Here is a 20,896-nt window from a genome sequence, read left to right as displayed (position 1 = left end):
GCCGCCCTCCACGCCATCGAACACGTTTGCGGAAGATCGGTGCGATCCTGCACGTATGAACCATCTCGGCGACGCGCGCCTGCGCACCTGGACGCTGCGCTTTATGGCCCTCCTGGCAGCCGACCCCCAGGGTCAGCTTGCCTGGCTGGGCGAGCGCGATCTTGAGACGAAGGACGTGGTTGAAGAGGTGGAGCTCCTCTGCCGCATCTCCGAAGGCCTTGCAGAGCGCGGAGTCTTCGAGCCCAAGAATTTGCGCGATCTTCGGGCCGTCGGGCGTCGCCTCGGCGAGATCGACGCCACTGGCCGCGTCGGCCTCTGGGGCAACGCCCTGGCCACAGATCCGGCGTGGGACGACGTACGTTCTCTCGCCCGCCAGTTTCTCCTCACGAGGCTGGGCGACTGGCGTCAGCCACTGCCACGTCCCGTGCGCCCGCACACGGGCGACCGCTGAGCGTCCAGGCCGCCTGTGCGACTCTGAAAAGCAGCGTTCGAATTCTCGGTGTGCTCTGGTGCCTCCCGAAGGCGTGAACATCTGCTGCCCGTTCTCCGTTCTCATGGACAGAGCCACAACTACCGAGCCTCGGCACAACTGTGACTGAGCGCGACAGTTGGCCCACAGCGGCACCCCGGCCATCGCACCGACCGAGCAGGCGACGGAAAGGGAACCGCCCGAGGCGGTTACGGGAGCCGGTCAGTAGGCTCCAGCACCATGACCAGTGACCTCGGATTCACCTGTACTTGCTGCGGGGCCCGCCACCCTGAGCTGCCGATGAACTACACGGCCGAGGCCCCGGCTGTGTGGGATCCGACCTTCGCTGGTGCCGGCGACTGCTTGCTCACCGCGGATCAGTGCGTGGTTCGCGGGCAGCACTACTTCGTCAAAGGTCTGATCGAGATACCGGTCATCGGCCGCGACGAGGTGTTCTCCTGGGGCGTCTGGGTCTCGCTCAGCCGAGAGAACTTCTCCCGGGCCGCGGATCGGTGGGACACCCCCGGCCGCGAGGCCGAGAAACCCTCCTTCGGCTGGCTCACCACGGACCTGACGGTCTACCCGACCACGACACTCAACCTGAAGACGCACGTCCACACACGCCCGGTCGGTGAGCGCCCTTTCGTCGAGCTCGAGCCCACCGACCACCCCCTCGCCGTCGAACAGCACACTGGGATCACCCTGGAGCGCGTGCGCGAGATTGCGGCGGCCGTGCTCCACTCCGGGGACAGCGAGTAGCGGTGACGGCTGACGACTCTGTATCACCCATCCAGGTCGAGCCCGCCGGCCTGAGCCGCAGAGCCCAGGGGTTCGTCGAAGTGGACGGCATCCGGGTCCGCCGGCAGGACATCCGGCGACACCGCGACGCGTGGATCGGGCATGGGGTCCCCGCTGCGGAGATCGACCGGGCCGCCGCCTTCCAGGACCGCTGGGGCGGCCTCGCCCTGCCGCCGGCCCCGTTCTACGAGGGCGGCCCGCGCATCCTGGACGCCGACTGTCCCGAGTGGGCAGTCGCAGAGGGCTGGTCGTTCCCGGCGGGGAGCTGCCGGGTGTCCATGGCCTACGGATTCATGATCGGCCCCGACGGGGCCTTCGGGATCGACGCCTACTGCTGGACGCCCCTACACGCCAGCACAGACGGATGGGTGGAGTGCTTGGCGCTCGCCGCCCATGCCCGTCGCTGGGCCAAGACCGTCACCAGGATCTCGGGCAAGGCTGTCGAGTCATTGGACCTCGGCGGCTACGAGTCGGTGCCCGAAGTGCAGGGTGTGACCGACACCTGGTGGCGGGGCAAGGACTCCCTCATCGCCCTGTACCGAGGCGAAGCCGTGGGCCTTGACGCCCCGCAATGCTTGAGGCTCACATCTACGGCGGCCTCGTCGATTGGGGTCTCCACGGGCACTGACGCGCGGGTGCCGGATCTGAGCCTCAAACAAGACCGCCAGAGAATGGGGACAGATGGTGGGTGGCGAAGTCCTCGCCAGCCATCCTCGGCCGCCTCCTGCACCACCGCGACGTGATCTCCGTCAACGGCCCCAGTTACCGGCTCAAGAAACCGACTCATGGCCATCGACCGAGACACCGACGTGGCTTGATCCGTGCCGGCGATTCGACGTGGAATATCTCCTCGTCGGATCGGAAGATACGCCCCACCCTGCGATCGGTGACACTCGGCGATCGCACGGCTTCATTCGAGTGCTCCCAGGACGAGGACCGTCTGCAGCGCAATGGCCTGCTGGCACGTTGAGTTCTGCTTCTCGTCTTCAGCTGTGACTCGCCCAGTCAACTGGGCTACCAGGATTGCCTCGTAGCAGCTGGACAGGCTGACAGGCACTCCAGCGTTTCGTCGGCCGACAGGAAGCCGCCAGGCACTTCGAAGAGTCGAACCAGCGCCATCAGGAAGGGACCGACTGCTGGCCTGGTGGGGACATCCGGCAGAAGGTCGTAGCGAGTCAGGAAGTTTCCCGGGTGTCGTCCCACCAGCTCGTTGGAGCTTGTGCGCGCAGGCTCAGTGCGGACTTGACCAGCTCGCGGTGCGGTCCCGGGAAGCAGTCGTCGAAGGGCGGCTGGAAAAGCGGAAGTGTCGATGCCACCACGTCCAGCACGAGGTCTGCCCGCGTGCTGTTGCCCACCCCCTCCAGCCCCTCTCCGTATGGTGCGACGTTCTGGTCCCACAGCTCCTACCCAATCCTCCAATGCTCTGTGACTCCTGAACCGTAGATGGGGACGTTCATCCCTACACAACTGGGGAGGCGAGGTTGTACCCCGACAGGCGCACGTTCGTGGCACAGATACCGGGTCTGGCCCCGCAGGTGTGGGCAGCGGACCGGGTGGCTGCGGTCGACCCTGACCGCGATCGGTCTCGCGCTCGCGGGCGGGCCTACGCCTGCCCGACTGGTGTCACGGACCGGCTGGGCACCTGATCACGCCCATTCCACACCCAGCTCGGCGAGGGCGGTCTGCTGGGGTTCGGAGAGTTTGTCACGGCGTTGTCTTTGGTTGGCGTACCAAATGCCGAGGGCGAGTTCGTGTTCCTGGCCGTCGACGACGATGGTCTCGCGGTGAGGCCGGCGAACTGTCGTGGTTCCCTCCCGTGCGATGTACTGCGCGAGAGCAGTGAGGCCGCGCTGGAACCCTGCCGACAACGGCCGCGTCCTGGCGGCCCGGGCGGCCGGCGCGGGCTTCGGCGCGGGTTTGATCCCCAGCCGGTCGAGGCGCTTCTGCTGCTCGCGCGACAGGTGGGTGAAGTCGCGGGCTTGCCGGTTGATCCATTTGCCGAGGTCGTCGCCGTCGAAGAGGACACCCGGTTCGATGGCGGGGAGGGCGCCGTCGGCGTCGACGAGGTCGGCGAGCACTTTGTAGTGGCGTTGCCAGTCCAGTGGCCAGGGGCAGTTCCAGTCCGCGTCGATCGCGGTCAGCTGTGCCGCGCGCCGCTCCGCACGCGCGGTGTCCTTGCCGAGGCCGCCTTTGCGGCGGAGGTTGGCCATGTGCTGGCCGACGGGGATAAGTTCGCTCTCGCCGCTCTCGGTGTCCTCCCACATCGCGTCCTGCCGCGGGGCCAGATGCCCGTGAGCCCGGTGGTAGGAGCGCAGCGCGGACAGCTTGGTCTCCCAGGCCTCGTCGCCGGGTTCCCACACCATGCCGGCCTCGTCCAACAGCTGGCGGCGGTGGTCGTTGAGGAGGCCTGCGCGGTAGTTGCGGCGCTGCTCGCTGATCCATGCCCCGAGGTTGAACGGCTCCCCGTTGAGGGTCATGGTCGTCTCGTACGGTACCGCGAACCGGCCTGTGATCCCCTTGTCATGGCGCCAGGTGTTCAGGGCCTGCCAGCCCTCCAGCCAGAGTGTGGCGTCGGGGCGGATGACGCGGGTGCGGACGAACGCGGCGATCGTGGACGGGTCTCGTGGGGAGGCGAAGTTCATCATCACGCTCACCGGCCCCGGCTCTGAGGTCTCGTCCTCGCTGCCCGCTTCGCCCGTGCCGGTGGTGACGTGGTGCTTCTTCTCCCGGGTCTGGCGGGTGAGGTTGCGGGAGGCGAGCTGTTCGACCAGGCGTTCGTCGTGGGAGCGCAGGCCTTGGAGGATGTCGACGAGGGGCTGAAAGCTGGCCGAGGCGACCATGTTCGTGGGGTCTTCGCCGGGGGAGAGGAAGACCGGCACGATGATGCGGCACGTCTTGGCCGTGCCGTCGGGGTTGGGGCGCAGGCCCCGGCCGATGTTCTGCACAATCTGCACCATCGACCCGCGAGCGCCGACGATGCACACGGCTTCCACGCCGCGTTCGCCGACGATGTCGACGCCTTCGCCCAGGACCTTGACGGAGGCGAGGAACGCCCGATGCACACGCTTGTCATCGGCGTTGATGCCGTTCGCGAACTGGCGCAGGATCTCGCGGCGGTAGGCGATGGGGTGGTCTCCGCACAGCCAGTCGGCCCACACCCGGTCCGCGGGCACATGCCGGCCCGCAGCCAGATCCTCCAGCTCCGCCGGTTCGGCGTGGATGGGTGATGCGGGGCGGGCGTCGGCTTCCGCGAGCGCGTGCTCGGACACCTGCGTGTCGTGGAGGTCGGTGGCGGTGTCGGGCAGGTTCGCGGCGAAGGCTTTGGCCTCTTCGACCTGCTGGTGGAAGGTGAGCACGGTGCGCAGGTTGAGCTTCGCGGCATGCTCCAGCAGAGCCGCTTGCAGCAGGGCCAGGCGGCGGCCACGCATCGCGTCTTCGGAGAGGCCGACGTGCAGGTCGGGGTCTTCGATCTCGAGGACGTCGATCTCGAACGGTGCCAGGATGCCGCGTTCCACCGCCTCGGCCAGGCCGAGCTCGTAGATCCGCTCACCGAAGACACCGTCGGGGTCCGACGCCATCGTCGCCAGAACGGTCTCTTCACCCGTGGTGCCCCGCGCGGGCCGGGCGGGCGCGAGGATCCGGGGCGTCGCGGTCAGATACAGGCGAAAGCCCGCCGGAATGCGGTCGTTGTCGTGGATGGCGGCCCACGGCTTGCCCAGGTCACCCGCAGTTCCGTGCGCCTCGTCGACGATAGCCAGGTCGAAGGGGGTCAGCTTCTGTCCGTACAGTCCCGGCCCGCCGGCGAGCGCGGTCTCCAGCGGGCCCCTCACCCGCCCCGACGGGTCGTGCGGGTCGTCGCGGTCGACGAGGGAGGCGTAGGTGGCGAACACGACGACCGGCCCGGTGCCGGCCCACAGGGCGAGCTGGATCGGGTTCGTCGTCGTTCGTACCCCGAGCCGGTCGAGGACTTCATCCTTCTCGATCGAGCACACCGCGACCATCGGAGCGGTGTGTCCGACCGTGCGCCACGACTCGGCGGTCTGCACCAGCAGCTCAAGGGTGGGCACCATGACCAGGATCCGGCCACGGCGGTGAAGGTCCAGCGCGGCGGAGGCAGCGGTATAGGTCTTGCCTGAGCCGGTGGCGGAGACGACCGTTGCCCGCACACCGCGGTCGCGTGGCGCGGAGCGTGCAGAAATTGCGGCGGCCCGGACAATCCGCCGTTTCGCTTCCACCTGGTGTTCGCGGAGCTTAATCACGAGCTATGTCCTCCCCTGACCGTGATGGAGTCCAGGCTATCGACGGCGTCCTGTGCGCAATGTGGTCGGGCGGTCAAAACGGTGGCCAGTTGGAACCGGCAGGCCGGGTGCGCTCGGGCCAGATCCGGGCGGCGACGTCCTCCACGGCCGGGAGGCAGCCGCCGTGCTGGGTGATGGCCGGCTGTCCCTCGGGCCGGCGGCCGCCGTCGCGCAGCAGGGCACGCGCCGCGGCGAGCAACTGCTCGTCCACTGCGCTGTGGCCCGCGGCGACCATCCGCCGGGCAGAGACGAGGAGGGCCTCGCTCATCCACCGCAGGACCTGCCGGTCCAGGCCGACCAGGGCAGAGACGTCCACCTGCCGCACGGGTGCCGCCTCTCGGTCGCCGGCCATACCGTCCTCCCGTGGGGAGGGTCCGAGGTCCAGTGTCGGCGCGGCCGTTCCCGGGCCGAACGAGGTCGCGGACAGCTGCCGGCACAGCGATGCTGCCGCCATGACCTCCATGACCGGTCGCGGCAGCGCACTGTTCGCGTCCACGGCGTACGTCCCGCGCCCGGTCTCCGAGCGGCTCAGTCCGGCGGCCCGCACCTTGGCCAGCGCGGCCGCCGCGGTCCCCATCGCCACCCCGTAGGCCGCCATCAACTCCTTCTGCGACGGCATCCGCTCCCCACCACGGATCAGGCCCTGGTGGATCGCCAGCGCCAAGTCCCCTGCGATCCGTTCAGCCGGGTTCTCCTGGATCTCACTCATCCCCCCATGCTATCCAATCAATCTAGATCGCTCGATAGGTTCTCGTGCTGGGTCCGATTCCGCCCTCAGGAGCCTTCCGGCCACGCCCAGCCCCTACCGTGGGAAACACGCAATCCGCCGTTCTGGAGCCCCCGCTGAGTGAACAGCAGGCAATCGCCCCCCGCCGCCGGCAAACCCTGCAGCCCGCCGACGCCGACGCCGTGCGTGCCTACGCCGCCAAGACCCGGGCAGACGCCGACCGGTTCGCCGCCGTCCTCGAGGACATCGCCTCCTGCACAGCTCCTGGAAGCGGGAGTCACGTTCGGCTACGACGTGGACCCTGTCCGATGTGAGCTTCGAGCTGCCTGCCAGCGGATTGACCGCGATCGTCGGCGCGTCTGGCGCAGGCAAGTCCACCCGTGTCCATCGTGGACGGCACGCTGGTACCTACCGTGACCGCAGCATCTCCGCATCGAGCAAGAACTACAGGTACTCGACGAACCTGTAGGTCGTTATCGACACCCATTGCCGCCTTGTGGTTGCCATCGGCCTCCCGCTGCCCGGCGGTCGCCATGACTGCCGGGCGTTCACCGAATTGGGCGTTGACCGGGCCTGTCGCGGAGCTCCGCTCTTCGCCGACGGCGGCTACCGGGGCACTGATGCGCTCATCCCGCACCGCAGACGGCGAGGCCAACAGCGCCTGAGTGCCGAGCAGGAGGCCGATAACGAGGTTCACCGCGGAGCACGCGCCCGCGTCGAGCACGCACTGTCCCGCCTGAAGAACTGGAAGATCGTGCAGAACTGCCGACTCTAGGGCGACGGCGTCCATCTGGGTATGCTCGGCATCGCCTGACTTCACGACCTCGCCCTCACGAGATAGCCCACAGGTCGTACAGGGCAATTGCAATCTCTGGCCTCGGCCAGGCTCCTTATGCCTGGCCGAGACGTGCGGGCCGTCAGCGCGGTGCTGAACCTGCGGCGGAACTCGAATCTCGGTTGGTCTGGCCTGTGCTACTGGCCCGTGAGCAGTACGTTCCAACTGAAGCTAGCCGAACAGTTGGACCAATGCGGCCCCCGCAGATTCGCGGGGACCGCAGGGCGCAGGCGATCAACTGACTCAGCTTCAGGGCGTCAGGTTTCGGATTCCGATGTCCAGGTACCCAGGGCCATCTCGGCGGTGATGCCTGGCCCGAAGCCGGCCATCAGGCCGCGGTGGCCGTCAAGGGCTGATCCCTCGTCGAACATGCGGGCCAGCGCGTCGAGTACCACCGCGCTGGCTATGTTGCCGTACTCGGTGAGCGTGGCGCGGCTGAAGCGGAACGCCTCGGGTGGCACGTCAAGGAAGAGGCTCAGGTCGTCGAGGATGCGCGGACCGCCCGCATGGATGATGTAGAAGTCCATCTTGCTGGCGTTCCATTGATGCTGTTCCGCCAGGGCCTGCAGGGCCGGGGCGAGTGGCTCCATGGTCCCGGGCACCCGCTTGTCGAGCTGGAAGTGGAAGCCTGTGGACCGGACCGCATAAGAGATCCACTCCTCGGTGCTCGGGATGATGTACGACCCGTTCCGTTCCAGGCGGACCCCGCATCCGCCGTTGCCGCGGATCACAGCCGCAGCGATCCCGTCGCCGAACAGACCGTTGGACAGCAGGGACCCCACCCCGATATCGGTGGGCTGATAGCACAGTGAGCAGAACTCGCAGGCGACGACAAGCGCGTTGGCGTTGGGATACGCCGTGCAGAAGTCATGCGCCCGGTTGATGGCCGCGCCGCCTGCTGCGCAGCCGAGTTGGGCGATCGGCATCTGCCGCGTCTCCGGTCGGAAGCCCATCGTGTCGATGAGCCATGCGGTCGGCGGGGGCATCATGAAGCCGGTGCAGGACACGTAGATGATCATGTCGATCTGCTGCGGCTCCAACTCCGCGTGCTCGAGAGCCCGGCGCACCACGGCTGGCACGCGGGCCTTGGTGTGGACCTCGTAGGTGGTGCTGCGGGCGTCGACGCCGGGGTGCTGCAGCACCTTCTCGATCGGCTGGATCAGATGCCGCTTCTGTACCCCGGTGTGTTCGATCAGACGGAGGACCAGGTCGAGCTGCGGATGGTCGCCGTGCAACCGCTGTGCCAGCTCGAGTGTTTCTTCGTTGGTAATGACGTACTCGGGTACTTCGATGGCCGGTTTGCAGAGAACCGCCATGAAATGCCTCCCTACGCACGTGGTCCACACAGCCTGGCCGCAACCAGGCACCGGGTGTTTGTCCTGCGGTGGAAGTCACCTGGATCCGGCTGCGCGGAAAGGGCGTGAAACGGCCCTTTGGTGAGCTCCGGCATTGGTTTCGACACCCGGCACGGGCGCGGTCGTGGCAGACCGTCGATATGAGTTCTCCCCGTTCGGGCGGAGGTGATCCGCCACGGCTTGGTCAGCCGTCCGCACCACGCTACGACGGGGGAGTGAGGGGCGCATGTCGAGACGGCCCGGGTCGAGAGAGGCCGGCACCATCCTGGCCACGCATTGTTTGGTGCAAGCTTGTTCCCGCCAGGTCAAACTAAGACGTCGTTTCTTATGGCATGATCGTTCGTTGATCCGTGCATGACGGACCTGGTTGAGCGGCTGGTACCGGATGAGTTGTGGGTGCTGTTTCGCCGGGTGGTGCCATCGACTGAGGTGATACGTCCGCAGGGCGGTGGCCGACGTCGGACGGGTGACCGTGAGGCCCTGGCTGCGATCATCTTCGTGGCGACGTCGGGGTGCACGTGGCGGCAGTTGCCGCCGGTGTTCGGGCCGGCCTGGCAGACGGTCTACCGTAGGTTTGCCCAGTGGAGCCGGGAGCGGGTCTGGGCCCGGCTCTACCGTGTGATCCTCGACGAGCTCGGGGCGCGGGGTGAGCTGGACTGGTCGCGGTGTGCGATCGACTCGGTCAGCCTGCGGGCGGCAAAAGGGGGCCTTTGACGGGACCGAATCCGACCGACCGTGGCAAGTTGGGATCGAAGATCCACCTGATCTGTGACCGGAACGGGCTGCCGCTGTCGTTGGGCATCTCCGGTGCGAACATGCACGACAGTCTGGGCCTGGAGCCGCTCGTGCGCGGCATCCCGCCCGTCCGATCCCGCCGCGGCCCGCGCCGCCGGCGCCCGGCGAAACTGCACGCCGACAAGGGCTACGACTACGACCGCCTGCGCCGATGGCTGCGCAAACGCGGCATTCGCCACCGCATCGCCCGCAAGGGCATTGAATCCTCGCAACGGCTGGGCCGGCACCGCTGGGTGGTCGAGAGAACCGTGTCCTGGCTGGCCGGCTGCCGACGACTCCACCGCCGCTACGAACGCAAGGCCGAACACTTTCTCGCCTTCGTCGGCATAGCCGCGGTTCTTATCTGCCACCGCCGCCTCCAGGCAGTGAGCTCGAGCGGCACGGAGTGACACGTCGCCTGCTATCAGGTAGGCAGGGCGGTCTTGCGTGCTGGCGGACGCCAGATGAAGGCGTCGGCGATCTCGTCCGCGAACGAACGGTGCTGCCATGTGTCGGTGACATCGGTCCAGTTGCGAAGGACAGCCCTGTTCTCCGCCGTCGATGACTCTCGGTCGTAGACGAGGTCGAACGAGTAGACACGGCCGTCCTCATCTATGCACTGGCCGAACTCGTGGTCACCCCCATCCGGGAAGAGATTGACCAGCACGGTCGTCGCCGGGTCGAGTCCCTGGTCTTCGAGGAGGCTCCTGAGCCGCCTCCAGAGACCGAACGCGCTCGTGCGCAGGAGGTCTGTGTTCTGAACATATGCAGCCTGGGACATAGAACCCGATCTTGTGTCACCAGCACCGAAACCGCCAGTCCTTCTAGGTGGACGCCCCAAAAGAAACGACGTCTAAGCGGCGATGCACAACCCGCCGAGCGTTCCCTGATTCACGCCGCGCCCCGCCGCGGGGCGGGGCGTGGCAGTTCCACGGGTGGGCCTCGGAGGCCCAGACTCCGTGCGGTATCCGAGGCGCCGTGGTCACCAGGTAACGGGCAGCGCAAGCGGATAGCGCCAGATCGACGATTGGTTCCAGCGCACTTCTTCGGCCGCCTTTGCCAGCTTCAGGTCGGGGAAGCGCTCCAGAACGGTTCCAAGTGCGACGTGGAGCTCCGTGGTGGCGAGCGGAGCACCGAGACAGTGATGTCCACCCCAGCCGAAGGTCATGTGAGACGGTCCAGAGCGTTCCAGATCCAGCTCGTCAGCCCGATCGAACTTCCGTCCGTCACGGTTGGCAGTCAGATAGGAGACGTGCACGATGTCCCCTGCCTTGATCGTCACCCCGCTCAGTTCCATGTCTTCCATGGCGACGCGTGGAATGCCGACGCCTTTGCGGAAGGGGATGAAGCGCAACAGTTCCTCAATGGCCTGCGGGAGCATCTCAGGATCGGCGCGCAGCATGGCGAGCTCTTTGGGACGGGTGAGCAGGGCGTAGGCGATGTTCCCGATCTGATAGGTCGTGGTGTCCTGACCGGTGATGAGCAGGACCATGGCCATAACAGCCAGTTCCTGGTCGTTGAGGAGTTCATCTCCGTCCCGAGCCGTGGCCAGCGCGCTGATCAGGTCATCGCCGGGATTGGCGCGCCGACGCCCCGTCAAACTGTCGAAGTAGGCGCGGAGATCAGCCTTTGCCCGTACGGCGTTGTCACGGTTGTCGATGCCGGTGTCCATCATGGTCCGTGCGTGCGCGCGTAGTTGTGCCCGATCTGCCTCGGGGATGTCAAGGACCTCGCAGATGGTGGCCAGGGGCAGAGGGTCGGCCAAGTGATCGATGAGGTCTGCGGGAGAACCGTGCTCCTCCATCCCGTCCAGCAGTTCGTTCACGACGTGCTGGGTGCGGACCCGCATGCGTTGCATGTGGCGGGGCGCGAAACCTTTGGAGATCAGGCTGCGCAGGCGGCTGCTGGCGGGTGGGTCCATCACGTTGATCGCCTCGTCCTGAACGATGGGTTCAGGGGTCATACGCGGAAAGTTGCGGCCGATGATGGCGCTGCGGCTGAAACGCCGGTCGGTAGTCACCGTGCGCACATCGTCATAGCCGGTGACGAGCCATGCTTCCCCCTCGCCATGGGGCAGCCGGACACGGGAGACCGGCTCTTCGGTCATCAAGTGCTTGAGCACGGGATCGAACTCGAGGGCCTCGGCATAGTCGAACGGACAGTCTCGCGGGATGGCGACAGGTTCCATGAGTGGCTCCCGAGGGGGGGATCTGATAGGCCGTCCAGAGTGTCGGGACCGGACGGGACAATGGGTGCCCGGTCACCTGAAAAGGCACGCACCACTTCGGCCATCTGGCCTAGCCTCGCTGTTTCGGTTGGGGCTGGCCCGGGTGCTTGGCGGAGATGCGAAAGCTGGTCGACACCGCCACGCAGAGGGAAACCACCCCTGGACAGTGGGAACGCCTCAATCGGCACCCTCGCGGCCGAGGCCCAGCGGCAGCTCAACGAGAACTTCAGCGCGTTCGTCCGGACCTTCCTGCCCGACCACGGGCGGCCGGACATGGACGCCATCGAGAACATCTCCGCGGCCGTCGTCATCGACCAGAAACGCCTGGGCGGCAACCCGCGCTCCACCGTGGGCACGGTTACCGACATCAACCCGCTGCTGCGTCTGCTGTTCTCCCGGGCCGGTGATCCCGCGGGCCTGCCACCGAGCGCGTTCTCCTTCAACGACCACCAGGGCATGTGCCCGACCTGCGAGGGCCTCGGCACGACCGTCAGCCTCGACCTCGACGCGTTCCTCGACCGCACCAGGTCCCTGAACCAGGGCGCGCTGCTGCAGTGCCAGCGCCTCAAGCTTGCGGCCGACCTGCACCTCGACGCCACGTAGTCGGACCAGTTCCCACCGGCGAGCGTGGCCCAGCGTTCGGCTGTCCCGGGGTGGATGCCGAGCAGGTCGGCGAAGACCATGGGCGGCAGGTCTACCAGAGCGACCATGATGGCGGTATTTCGAGCTGCGCGGGTAGGCAGACCCGCAGCGGGCGCACGGCTTTCTTGGCAGGTCGGCCGGCGCAACGTTCACACAGCCGCCCCTCCGGGCCGGTGCGGGTGGTAAGAGGGTCGGTCCGCCCACAGTCACCACAGGCCACCCGGGCGACCTTGTCACCGTGCCCCGGAAGCGGTCAGCGCGGCCAGCAAACGCACCACACAGGTCGGGCAGTCGCTACTGGGCATGCTTAGAGGCCGCCGCGGTCCCCATCGCCACTCCGTAGGCCGCCATCAACTCCTTCTGGGACGGCATCCGCTCGCCACCACGGATCAAGCCCTGGTGGATCGCCAGCGCCAAGTCACCTGCGATCCGTTCAGCCGGGCTCTCCTGGATCTCACTCATCCCTCCAGTGGCGGTCGGCCATAGGACCTTTGCGACGGGTGGTCGTCGACGAGTTTTCGAAAAGTCTCGGCAGGATCGTCGTCCAGCGGTGGGAGGCTACCGCTGAGCTGCAAAGTGGCGAAGCCGTGGGCCAGCGACCAAGCGGCCAGTCCGGTGCGCTGGACATCGGGGCCGCGCCGGTCGGCAGGGAGGTCCTCGACGCCCGAGTACAGCGCGCGAGAGGCGCGCTCCTTGGCGGCCGTGAGCTCCGGGTCGTCGCCGTGGAGCAGATCGGGCCGGAACATCACCTCGAAGTGAGCCGGGTAGTTCAGGGCGAACTCCACGTACCGCGCGCCCACTTCACGCAGCCGGCGTGCGGCGTCGGCTGGCACCGCGGCCAGAGTGTCAGCCAACAGCTCGAAACCCTCCGTAGCGATCGCGGTCAGCAGCCCGGCTTTGTCCTTGAAGTGGTGGGCGGGGGCCGCGTGCGAGACCTCGGCGCGGCGGGCGAGATCTCGAAGGCTGATCGCGGCGACGCCGTCGCTCCGGATGACCTCCAGCGTGGCGGAGACGATAGCCCGGCGCAGATCTCCGTGGTGGTAAGAGCGTGTTGCAGCCATGGGCAGCAGGCTATCCCGTATCTAGCCATCGACAAGTGGGCATTGACAAGATGGCGGGAGCGGCACAATCTAGTCGACGTCAAGTTTCCATTGATGCGTGACAGCGAAGGAAGCGACATGACGCACAACCTGAGCATGGTCCGGAAGATGTGGCAGTTGCTTGAGCCGATACATGCCACGCTGTACTACGCGCCGGAGGCTTTCCAGGAGGCTGCGGCCCTCGGCTACGCCACCGACGAGCGCTGGCCGAGCTACTTCGCCTACCGCGCCGCGCCGCTCGGCCCGGCCGGCCCGCAGCTGGTGAACGCTCTTTTCTACAGCTTCAGTCCGCAGATGGTGGAGCGCTACATTGCACCGGCCTGGCGGACCGCCGCGCCCGAGCGGGTCCTGGAGGCTCGGAGCGCGGCAGTGGACTGCGCGCTGCGGAAGCTGTTCAGCGACCGGATCGGCTCGCCGGAGCTGTGCGAGGCCGCAGAATTGGCCCGCCGCGCTGCCGAGGCGGCGGACACCGAAGGCCGCCCCATAGCCGCCGCCAACGCCGCACTGCACTGGCCCGACGAGCCGCACATGGTGCTCTGGCAGGCCGCCACCATACTGCGCGAGCACCGCGGCGACGGCCACATCGCCGCCCTCCAGGCCCACAGCATCGGCCCCACCGAGTCCCTGGTCTCGCACGCCGCCGTCAACGCCGCGCCGCAGGAGGTGTTCAACAGCAGACAGTGGACCGACGAAGAGTGGATCTGCGCCCGCGAACGCCTCGCCGCCCGCGGCCTGGTGGAAGCGGACGGCAGGGCCACTGATGAGGGGCTTGGGGTTCGTACTGCAGTCGAGAAGCTCACCGACGAGCTCGCATCCACCCCTTGGGACGCGCTCACGCCCGGCGAATCGGCTCGGCTGGCCGAACTGCTCGTGCCACCGGTGCTCGACATCGTTGGCGCTGGACTCCTCCCGTCGCAGAGCACCCTCGGCATCGGTCTGAAGTACGACTACGAGTGAGTGGTCATGTATGGGCCGGGAGCCACTTGCACTGCGGGAAGAGGCGCAGCCTTCAGCCCACCGCAGGGACCCGCGCGCGTTCACCGTCGTCTACCGGATGGCAGCCCGGTGTGCGGCGAGGGCGGGCGCAGTGAGCGGCACTTGCGGTGGGCTGCGAGGTGGACCTTGCTGGTCTGCCCGCCTCTGGAGCGTCCGAGAAGGGCGGCCTTTAGCCGGAGCTTGTGCGGTCGTCGGATGCGCCTTCGTTCTTCCCGCGCGGAATCTTGACCGTTTGTTCGTTGAGGCCGCCTCCTTTGACCTGGCCTTTTCCTCTTCGGAGGCAACCTTCTCCAAGGCGGTGACGACGTTCTCGCCGAGGTGCATCCCGGCTGCGTGGGGCCGGGTGGTGGTGGAGTCGCTGCTGACCAGGGACAGGTCCACCTCACCGCGCTTTGCGGCTTCCGCGATCAGACCCTCCAGCAGAGCCTCGAAGGTGCCGGCGTCACGCCACTGCCGGAAGCGGTTGTGGACGGTCGACCAGGCCCCGAATTCCGTCGGCATCTCCCGCTACTGCCCGCCCGTGCTGACCGCCAGATCGCGCTCGAACTGCTGCCGCAGCTGCTCAGGGTACGGACCGTACCCACCGATGGGCGGGTAAGGCGCGATGGACTCCCTTTCAGAATCGGTCAGTTGCACTCGCGTCACACACCATGATCTGTCGGATCAGGACGCGACCGTGAGAGCGAAACCAGCAAGCTGATCGCACCCGATAGGCGTTTTAGCCGTACGGGTTGAGTGCCCAGAAGCGGACGGTGTCGCTGCGACGGTCGAACCACAGATAGGTGGAGTATCCGCTACCGTCACGGTCGAGCTCGGGCGAGCGAACCCATTGCGGGTTCCCCGGCCCCTCGCCCTTAAGCGGCTTTTCGAACCACGAGGAGAAGTCATTGGCCGGCCCCTCGGAGACGAAGGCGTGGGCCGCCGTCAGCTCGGCAAGTTTCCCCGGTGCCAACCGGGCGAAGCCCGAGATCACCAGCTCCGGCGACGGTATGCCCCAGCTGGACTCGATGGAGCGATCGGGTCTCATCGACTCGAAGGTGCGGGACGCGGCCGACGCGGATCTGCGGGAGACCTTCGATCCGGATGAGCAGACCATCGCCCAGGCCGAAGAGCCGCGTTGGGGGGACAACCGCTGATGCCGGACTGGGGAGCATGGGCCGACAAGGGCATCGATGTCATCGACAGCGGCATCGACACGGCCAAGGAGAAGGTCGGCGAGGGTGTCGACTGGGCGACGGACAAGGTCGGCGACGGCCTGGACAAGGTCGGCGCGCACGACTGGGCGGACTCCGTCGAGGACTGGGGCGATGAGACCGCCTCCTCGCTCGGCGCCGATGTGGGCGAACAGCAGCTGGGCCAGACCGAGGAGGCCAATGAGCTCGTCCACGGCAACCCGGGCAAGATAGCCGCCACCGTGAAGAACCTGCGGGACTTCCAGAAGGCATTCGATCTGGTCGGCGGCGGGATGAAGAAGCTCGACTCCAGCCACTGGAAGGGCGAGGCGGCCAACACCTTCCGGGAGAAGTTCCAGACCCTGCCCACGGACTGGCTGCGCGCGGCGGACGCGTTCGAGGATGCGGCGAAGGCGCTGGAGACGTACTCGAAGGCGGTCACGAGCGCGCAGGGGAAGGCCAAGGAGGCGATCGCCCTCTACAAGGAGGGCAACGAGTCCTCCAAGACGGCGGCGGACACGTACAACAAGAAGGTCGACGCCTACAACGCGGCCCGCAACAGCGACAACCCGCCGCCGCGGCCCGAGCCCTTCTCCGACCCGGGCGTCGCCAAGCGCGAGCGGGCGCACGAGATCCTCAAAGAGGCCCGCCGCCACCGCAACGAGGCGGCGGACACGGCGAAGTCGGCGGTCACGGCGGCGATGGCGCACGCGCCGAAGGAGCCGACGGGCCGCGAGAAGCTGACGCTCGAGCTCGCGGACTACGGCATGGGCCAGGGAGTCGAGCTGGCCCACTTCGGCGGCGGCGTCATCAAGGGCACGGCGGGCTTGGTCAACTTCGTCCGCTCGGTGAACCCGATCGACCCGTACAACATCACGCACCCGGCGGAGTACTGGAAGGGCCTCAACACGACGCTTGCGGGCCTGGCCTCGACGGCGGCGAACCCGGACAGGGCGCTGAAGAACGCGTGGGAGGCGGCGAAGGGCGACCCGGGCGAGTTCTTCGGGCGGCTGGTGCCGGAGGTGCTCGGGACGAAGGGCACCGGCCTGGTTCGGGGAGGTTTGCGTGCCGGGCTGAACGGTGCCAAGCACCTGCCCGACGGGCAGATGCCGGGCGGTAGCCGCGGGGATCACGAGAAGGACCCCAATCACAACAGCAATCAGTGTCACGACAACGTCTGCGAAGGCGACCCGGTGGACATGGCGACCGGTCGTATGCTGCTGCCGCAGACGGACATCGCCCTGCCCGGATCACTTCCCCTCGTCTTTCGCCGCACCTTTGACTCCTCGCACCGTTCGGGCCGCTGGTTCGGCCCGGCCTGGTCGAGCACGGTGGACCAGCGACTGGAAATCGACTCCGAAGGCGTGGTCTTCAGCTGTGACGAGGGCAGCCTCCTGGCCTATCCACACCCGGCCCCAGGCGTCCCGGTCATGCCCACGCACGGCCGGCAGTGGCCCCTGGACCGGGTCGAGGATGGCTACACCCTCACCGACACCGAGACCGGCACGGTATGGCACTTCGTCGATCACAGCGACGAGCTGGCGCTCCTTGCCCAGATCGATGACCGCAACGGCCGGTGGATCAGCTTCGAACACGACGAAGCGGGTGCCCCGACCGCGATCGTCCACCACGGCGGATACCACCTGAAGCTCACCACGAGCGCAGGCAGAGTCGTGGCACTCCATCTCGCAGGAGCGGCCGCGGACGGATCCGACCAGGAGATCCTGCGCTACGGGTACACCGACGGCCACCTCACCGAGGTCACCAATTCCTCTGGCCCCCCGCTGTGCTTCGGATGCGACGAACACGGCCGCATCACCTCGTGGACCGACACCAACGGCGCCCACTACGAATACGTCTACGACGACCTCGACCGCTGCGTATACCAGTCGGGTAGCAATGGACACATCGAATCACGCTTCACCTGGGACGACACAGACCCGGCCACCGGCCTGCGCATGACGTCCCTCACCGATGGTCTCGGCCACACGAAGCGGTTCATGGTCGACGAGCGTTCCCAAGTCGTTGCCGAGATCGACGCACTTGGGGCGGTTACTCGCTTCGAGTACGACCGCTACAACCGGCTGCTGTCACGCACGGATCCGCTGGGTCACGTCAGCCGTTCCAGCTACGACGAGCGTGGCCGTCTGATCGTGCTGGAGCGTCCCGACGGACGGCAGGCGCAGGCCGAGTACGACGCAATCGGGATGCCGATACGCCTGGTCGGCACCGATGGGAAGGTCACCCGCCAGACCTTCGACGAGCGCGGCAACCGCACGTCGGTGACCGACCCCTCGGGCGCGACGACGGCCTTTGCCTATGACACGGCCGGCCGGCTCACCTCGGTGACGGACCCGCTCGGCGCCATCACCCGGCTACTCCTGGACCGCCGGGGTCTTCCCATGGAGATCACTGATCCGCTCGGTGCCACGACTCGCTACGAACACGATGCCTTCGGCCGAACGATCCGAGTCACCGACCCCCTCGGCGCGGAGACGCGACTGGAGTGGACGGTCGAGGGGCGGCCGTCCCGGCGCACCGCACCCGACGGCACGATGGAGTCCTGGACGTACGACGGTGAGGGCAACTGCCTCAGCTACACGGACTCGATGGGTGGCACCACCCGCTTCACGTACACCGACTTCGACCTACTGACGTCCCGCACCGGCCCGGACGGCGTGCGATACGAGTTCGGCCACGACAGCAACCTCCGGCTGACCCGGGTCACTAACCCTCAGGGCCTGACCTGGGACTACGCGTACGACGCGGCCGGACAGCTGGTGTCGGAGACCGATTTCGACGACCGGGTCCTGACATACGCCTACGACCAGGCGGGCCGACTGGCCGCCACGACCAACGGCGACGGCCAGGTCGTGCGATTCGAACACAACGAGCTTGGCCAGGTGGTGCGCAAGGACGCCGCGGGTGCGGTCACCACATTCGTGTACGACATCTTCGACGCCCTCGCGGTGGCCACGGGACCGGACGCCTGCCTGGAACGCCTGCGCGATCGCCAAGGCCGACTGAAGTCTGAGAAGGTCAATGGTCGAACGCTGACGTACGCGTACGACGAACTGGGCCGCAGAGTAAGGAGGACGACGCCTGGCGGTGCGGTCAGTGAATGGTCGTACGACGCGGCAGGCCGCAAGAGCAAGCTCACCACATCCGGGCGCGAGATCGCCTTCTCGTTCGACGCCCTGGGCCGCGAAGTGCAGCGCACGATATCGGACGTCGTGGCACTCACGTCGTCGTTCGACGAGATGGGCCGCTTGACGACCCAGGAGATCACCTCCAGGAACAGTCGCCTCCAGCACCGGTCATACACCTACGGTGCTGGCGGCGGTCTTGTCGGCATCGCCGACGCGCTTTCCGGTACCCGTGGCTTCGACGTGGACGCGGCCGGCCGCGTTACGGCCGTCCATGCACGGGGCTGGACGGAGCGGTACGCCTACGACGACGCCGGAAACCAGACCGAGGCCTCATGGCCGGCGACGCACCCGTCCCATGCCGCGACGGGCGCACGCGCCTACGAGGGCACTCGGATCGCCAGTGCGGGGTCCGTGCGCTACGAACACGACGGCCAGGGCCGGATCATCCTGCGCCAGAAGACCCGAATTTCCCGGAAGCCGGACACCTGGCGCTACGAGTGGGACGCGGAGGACCGCCTCACCGCGGTGACGACACCGGACGGAACGTTGTGGCGGTATGCGTACGACCCCTTGGGCCGTCGAATATCCAAACAGTCCCCGTTCGAGACGGTCCACTTCACCTGGGACGGCACGGCCCTGTGCGAGCAGACGACCGCGAACGTCGTCCTGACCTGGGACCACGAAGGTCTGCGACCCCTGTCTCAGACGGAACGCCGCACAGACACGGACGACGAACGCTTCTTCGCCATCGTCACAGACCTGATCGGCACCCCCACTGAACTCGTCGACGAACGCGGCGAATTGGCGTGGCGAACCCGCACCACCCTGTGGGGCACGACGACGTGGAATCGCGACGCCACGGCATACACTCCACTCCGCTTCCCAGGCCAGTACTTCGATCCCGAATCGGGCCTCCACTACAACTACTTCCGCTACTACGACCCGGAATCAGCCCGCTACCTCAGCCAGGACCCCCTCGGCCTCGCGCCAGCCCCCAACCCAGCGGCGTATGTCCACAACCCTCTGCTGTGGGCCGATCCTCTCGGCCTTCTACGATGCAAGAGGAACGAGCCAGACGACCCGACATGGGACGGCAGGGTCGTCTATGGCGAACTGGACGAACTAGGCCGACCGACGGGCATGCACGCCACCCTGGGAGACGACATGATGGGGAAGAATCCCACGGACCCGCACGGTGATCCCCCCGGCTGGGAAACAGACAAGGGCTACAACCGGGCCCACCTCCTCGGTGCCCAGCTCGGCGGATCCAACTACAATCCTGCGAACTTCGTCACCATGCACGCCTACGCCAATTCCCCCGTCATGCGGCGCATTGAGAACCAAGTCAGGGCCGCAGTCGAGTCAGGGGAGACCATCCAGTACAGCGTCACCCCTCGATACAATGGGACCGATAAAATCCCCATGGGAGTAGACATCGAAGCGTACGGCTCGGACGGATTCCAATTCACTCAGCACAGAAGCACCGGAATCACCGAGCCGGGAAACACTGCATTCATACCCAACCAGAAGAGAGGCGGCTAACGAGAACAGTTGAAGCCACCTCCCTGCCCTCTGCTCAGTGACCCGTAGAACAGGACCCCCACCCATGACCAACGCCATTACACGTCTTCTCGAAATCGCCCCAGCGCCGAGCGAGCCCCGCCACAAAGATTGGAACGAGGTCGAACGCAACCTTGGGGTCGAGCTTCCCGCCGACTACAAGGAGCTCATTCACGCCTATGGAGGAAGCAACTGGGACGACTACCTGTACGTCCTGGAACCCGCTTGCCCCAACGAGAACTACGACCTGATCCCATGGGCAAAGAACCAGGCCGAAGACTTGGAAGACTTGTGGGAGTTCGAAAAGAAACCGGCGGAACTGGAGGTCGAAGGGTCCCGAGTCATCCCCTGGGCGACCACGGACAACGGAGAGTGCCTCTACTGGCTCGTCCGGCCAGGCCTTGAGCCCGACCAGTGGACCGTCATGGTGAACGAGGCGCGTGGCGACCGATGGGAGCATTTCTCCGTGTCCTGCACGCAGTTTCTCGCGGCTTCCCTGGACGGGGAGCTGCAGTCGAACATTCTCTCGTCCCTGTTCCCCCGCGCTACACATGAATTCCGTCAGCTCCGCGCGGTATGACGAGCGCCGGTCTAGCGGCTTCCGGACGCCGGCCCAATTTGGGCTAGGGCTGATTGTCAACACTGGGGTGATGTTAGGTAGGTGAACGACGGCATGAGGATTCGCGAAAATGGAGTTACTGAACCTCTTTCATCCTGCCCCGCAGGGGGAAATGACCTGGTGGGCGGGGGCGTGACAGGACAGGGCCCCTCGTCGTTGGCGTGGTGATCTCACT

Annotated in this window: 16 protein-coding genes and 3 pseudogenes; 10 read left to right on the top strand and 9 right to left on the bottom strand. The window is 66.8% G+C overall.

All coding sequences use genetic code 11. The features are described 5' to 3' along the window. The first annotated feature begins 55 nt into the window (after positions 1–55). The 3 genes and pseudogenes from ABTX78_RS33810 (at position 56) to ABTX78_RS33800 (ending at position 1,895) form a co-directional block, all read left to right on the top strand. Complete coding sequence (locus tag ABTX78_RS33810) at positions 56–451, top strand: hypothetical protein (RefSeq protein WP_352210602.1); 396 nt, start codon at positions 56–58, stop codon at positions 449–451. 318 nt (positions 452–769) lie between these two features. Further along, the gene (locus tag ABTX78_RS33805) at positions 770–1,228 is read left to right on the top strand and encodes a DUF2199 domain-containing protein (RefSeq protein WP_352210621.1); all 459 of its coding nucleotides are present in this window, start codon (positions 770–772) and stop codon (positions 1,226–1,228) included. A gap of 2 nt (positions 1,229–1,230) precedes the next feature. After that, positions 1,231–1,895 (top strand): annotated as a pseudogene (locus ABTX78_RS33800) (hypothetical protein). A 1,018-nt stretch (positions 1,896–2,913) separates the two neighbouring features. Here the strand turns inward: ABTX78_RS33800 and ABTX78_RS33790 are convergent. Continuing rightward, entirely contained in the window at positions 2,914–5,526 is a 2,613-nt protein-coding gene (locus tag ABTX78_RS33790) for a DEAD/DEAH box helicase (RefSeq protein WP_352210601.1), read from the bottom strand. Between the two features lie 73 nt (positions 5,527–5,599). Then, the gene (locus tag ABTX78_RS33785; RefSeq protein ID WP_352210600.1) at positions 5,600–6,274 is read right to left on the bottom strand and encodes a GntR family transcriptional regulator; all 675 of its coding nucleotides are present in this window, start codon (positions 6,272–6,274) and stop codon (positions 5,600–5,602) included. Between the two features lie 398 nt (positions 6,275–6,672). Here ABTX78_RS33785 and ABTX78_RS33780 point away from each other — a divergent pair. Next, a pseudogene (locus ABTX78_RS33780) lies at positions 6,673–7,106 on the top strand (transposase); the annotation flags it as partial. Positions 7,107–7,384: 278 nt separating this feature from the next. Here ABTX78_RS33780 and ABTX78_RS33775 read toward each other — a convergent pair. Then, positions 7,385–8,443: a type III polyketide synthase gene (locus ABTX78_RS33775; RefSeq protein WP_352210599.1), complete on the bottom strand. Its 1,059-nt coding sequence runs from the start codon at positions 8,441–8,443 to the stop codon at positions 7,385–7,387. Between the two features lie 393 nt (positions 8,444–8,836). Between ABTX78_RS33775 and ABTX78_RS33770 the strand changes: the two genes are divergently transcribed. After that, a protein-coding gene (locus ABTX78_RS33770) for an IS5 family transposase (protein ID WP_352210598.1) occupies positions 8,837–9,666 on the top strand; the annotation gives its coding sequence in 2 pieces (ribosomal slippage) (positions 8,837–9,191 and positions 9,191–9,666; 831 coding nt in all). Positions 9,667–9,680: 14 nt separating this feature from the next. Here ABTX78_RS33770 and ABTX78_RS33765 read toward each other — a convergent pair. Both ABTX78_RS33765 and ABTX78_RS33760 read right to left on the bottom strand, forming a co-directional pair. Next, positions 9,681–10,037, bottom strand: a complete 357-nt coding sequence (locus ABTX78_RS33765) for a hypothetical protein (protein ID WP_352210597.1) — start codon at positions 10,035–10,037, stop codon at positions 9,681–9,683. 201 nt (positions 10,038–10,238) lie between these two features. Further along, a complete protein-coding gene (locus tag ABTX78_RS33760) occupies positions 10,239–11,444 on the bottom strand; it encodes a cytochrome P450 (protein WP_352210596.1) in 1,206 nt (401 codons plus the stop codon). A 312-nt stretch (positions 11,445–11,756) separates the two neighbouring features. Here ABTX78_RS33760 and ABTX78_RS33755 point away from each other — a divergent pair, with 312 nt between their 5' ends. Next, positions 11,757–12,086, top strand: coding sequence for a hypothetical protein (locus ABTX78_RS33755; RefSeq protein WP_352210595.1), 330 nt, complete (start codon positions 11,757–11,759; stop codon positions 12,084–12,086). Between the two features lie 333 nt (positions 12,087–12,419). Here the strand turns inward: ABTX78_RS33755 and ABTX78_RS33750 are convergent, their stop codons facing one another. Then, positions 12,420–12,587, bottom strand: coding sequence for a GntR family transcriptional regulator (locus ABTX78_RS33750; RefSeq protein ID WP_352210594.1), 168 nt, complete (start codon positions 12,585–12,587; stop codon positions 12,420–12,422). Next, positions 12,584–13,186, bottom strand: a complete 603-nt coding sequence (locus ABTX78_RS33745; protein WP_352210593.1) for a TetR/AcrR family transcriptional regulator — start codon at positions 13,184–13,186, stop codon at positions 12,584–12,586. Before ABTX78_RS33745 ends, ABTX78_RS33750 begins: the two co-directional genes overlap by 4 nt. Positions 13,187–13,303: 117 nt before the next feature. Here ABTX78_RS33745 and ABTX78_RS33740 point away from each other — a divergent pair, with 117 nt between their 5' ends. Beyond that, positions 13,304–14,182, top strand: a complete 879-nt coding sequence (locus tag ABTX78_RS33740) for an SCO6745 family protein (protein ID WP_352210592.1) — start codon at positions 13,304–13,306, stop codon at positions 14,180–14,182. A gap of 128 nt (positions 14,183–14,310) precedes the next feature. Here the strand turns inward: ABTX78_RS33740 and ABTX78_RS36210 are convergent. Further along, a pseudogene (locus ABTX78_RS36210) lies at positions 14,311–14,866 on the bottom strand (transposase); the annotation flags it as partial. A gap of 73 nt (positions 14,867–14,939) precedes the next feature. Continuing rightward, positions 14,940–15,248 (bottom strand): hypothetical protein, encoded by a 309-nt coding sequence (locus ABTX78_RS33725; RefSeq protein WP_352210591.1) that lies wholly within the window; start codon positions 15,246–15,248, stop codon positions 14,940–14,942. Between ABTX78_RS33725 and ABTX78_RS33720 the strand changes: the two genes are divergently transcribed. From ABTX78_RS33720 to ABTX78_RS33710, 3 genes are all read left to right on the top strand, one after another. After that, positions 15,229–15,357, top strand: a complete 129-nt coding sequence (locus ABTX78_RS33720) for a hypothetical protein (protein WP_352210590.1) — start codon at positions 15,229–15,231, stop codon at positions 15,355–15,357. The two genes, ABTX78_RS33725 and ABTX78_RS33720, sit on opposite strands and share 20 nt — an antisense overlap. After that, complete coding sequence (locus tag ABTX78_RS33715) at positions 15,357–20,084, top strand: putative T7SS-secreted protein (RefSeq protein WP_352210589.1); 4,728 nt, start codon at positions 15,357–15,359, stop codon at positions 20,082–20,084. The genes ABTX78_RS33720 and ABTX78_RS33715 overlap by 1 nt, the downstream gene beginning before the upstream one ends. A 64-nt stretch (positions 20,085–20,148) precedes the next feature. Beyond that, positions 20,149–20,682: an SMI1/KNR4 family protein gene (locus ABTX78_RS33710; RefSeq protein ID WP_352210588.1), complete on the top strand. Its 534-nt coding sequence runs from the start codon at positions 20,149–20,151 to the stop codon at positions 20,680–20,682. Positions 20,683–20,896 lie beyond the last annotated feature (214 nt).

The organism is Streptomyces sp. NPDC096193 (genome assembly GCF_040302905.1).
Lineage (GTDB): Bacteria > Actinomycetota > Actinomycetes > Streptomycetales > Streptomycetaceae > Streptomyces.
Note: the sequence above shows the minus strand (reverse complement) of the source record. Positions and strands in the feature narration are given on the sequence as shown.

Bases quoted from the DNA above. Each gene is read 5' to 3' on its own strand.
- ABTX78_RS33740 (WP_352210592.1), top strand. From the start codon at position 13,304: ATGACGCACAACCTGAGCATGGTCCGGAAGATGTGGCAGTTGCTTGAG.
- ABTX78_RS33760 (WP_352210596.1), bottom strand. From the start codon at position 11,444: ATGGAACCTGTCGCCATCCCGCGAGACTGTCCGTTCGACTATGCCGAG.
- ABTX78_RS33755 (WP_352210595.1), top strand. From the start codon at position 11,757: ATGGACGCCATCGAGAACATCTCCGCGGCCGTCGTCATCGACCAGAAA.
- ABTX78_RS33750 (WP_352210594.1), bottom strand. From the start codon at position 12,587: ATGAGTGAGATCCAGGAGAGCCCGGCTGAACGGATCGCAGGTGACTTG.
- ABTX78_RS33765 (WP_352210597.1), bottom strand. From the start codon at position 10,037: ATGTCCCAGGCTGCATATGTTCAGAACACAGACCTCCTGCGCACGAGC.
- ABTX78_RS33785 (WP_352210600.1), bottom strand. From the start codon at position 6,274: ATGAGTGAGATCCAGGAGAACCCGGCTGAACGGATCGCAGGGGACTTG.
- ABTX78_RS33745 (WP_352210593.1), bottom strand. From the start codon at position 13,186: ATGGCTGCAACACGCTCTTACCACCACGGAGATCTGCGCCGGGCTATC.
- ABTX78_RS33805 (WP_352210621.1), top strand. From the start codon at position 770: ATGAACTACACGGCCGAGGCCCCGGCTGTGTGGGATCCGACCTTCGCT.
- ABTX78_RS33710 (WP_352210588.1), top strand. From the start codon at position 20,149: ATGACCAACGCCATTACACGTCTTCTCGAAATCGCCCCAGCGCCGAGC.
- ABTX78_RS33720 (WP_352210590.1), top strand. From the start codon at position 15,229: ATGGAGCGATCGGGTCTCATCGACTCGAAGGTGCGGGACGCGGCCGAC.
- ABTX78_RS33810 (WP_352210602.1), top strand. From the start codon at position 56: ATGAACCATCTCGGCGACGCGCGCCTGCGCACCTGGACGCTGCGCTTT.
- ABTX78_RS33775 (WP_352210599.1), bottom strand. From the start codon at position 8,443: ATGGCGGTTCTCTGCAAACCGGCCATCGAAGTACCCGAGTACGTCATT.
- ABTX78_RS33725 (WP_352210591.1), bottom strand. From the start codon at position 15,248: ATGAGACCCGATCGCTCCATCGAGTCCAGCTGGGGCATACCGTCGCCG.
- ABTX78_RS33715 (WP_352210589.1), top strand. From the start codon at position 15,357: ATGCCGGACTGGGGAGCATGGGCCGACAAGGGCATCGATGTCATCGAC.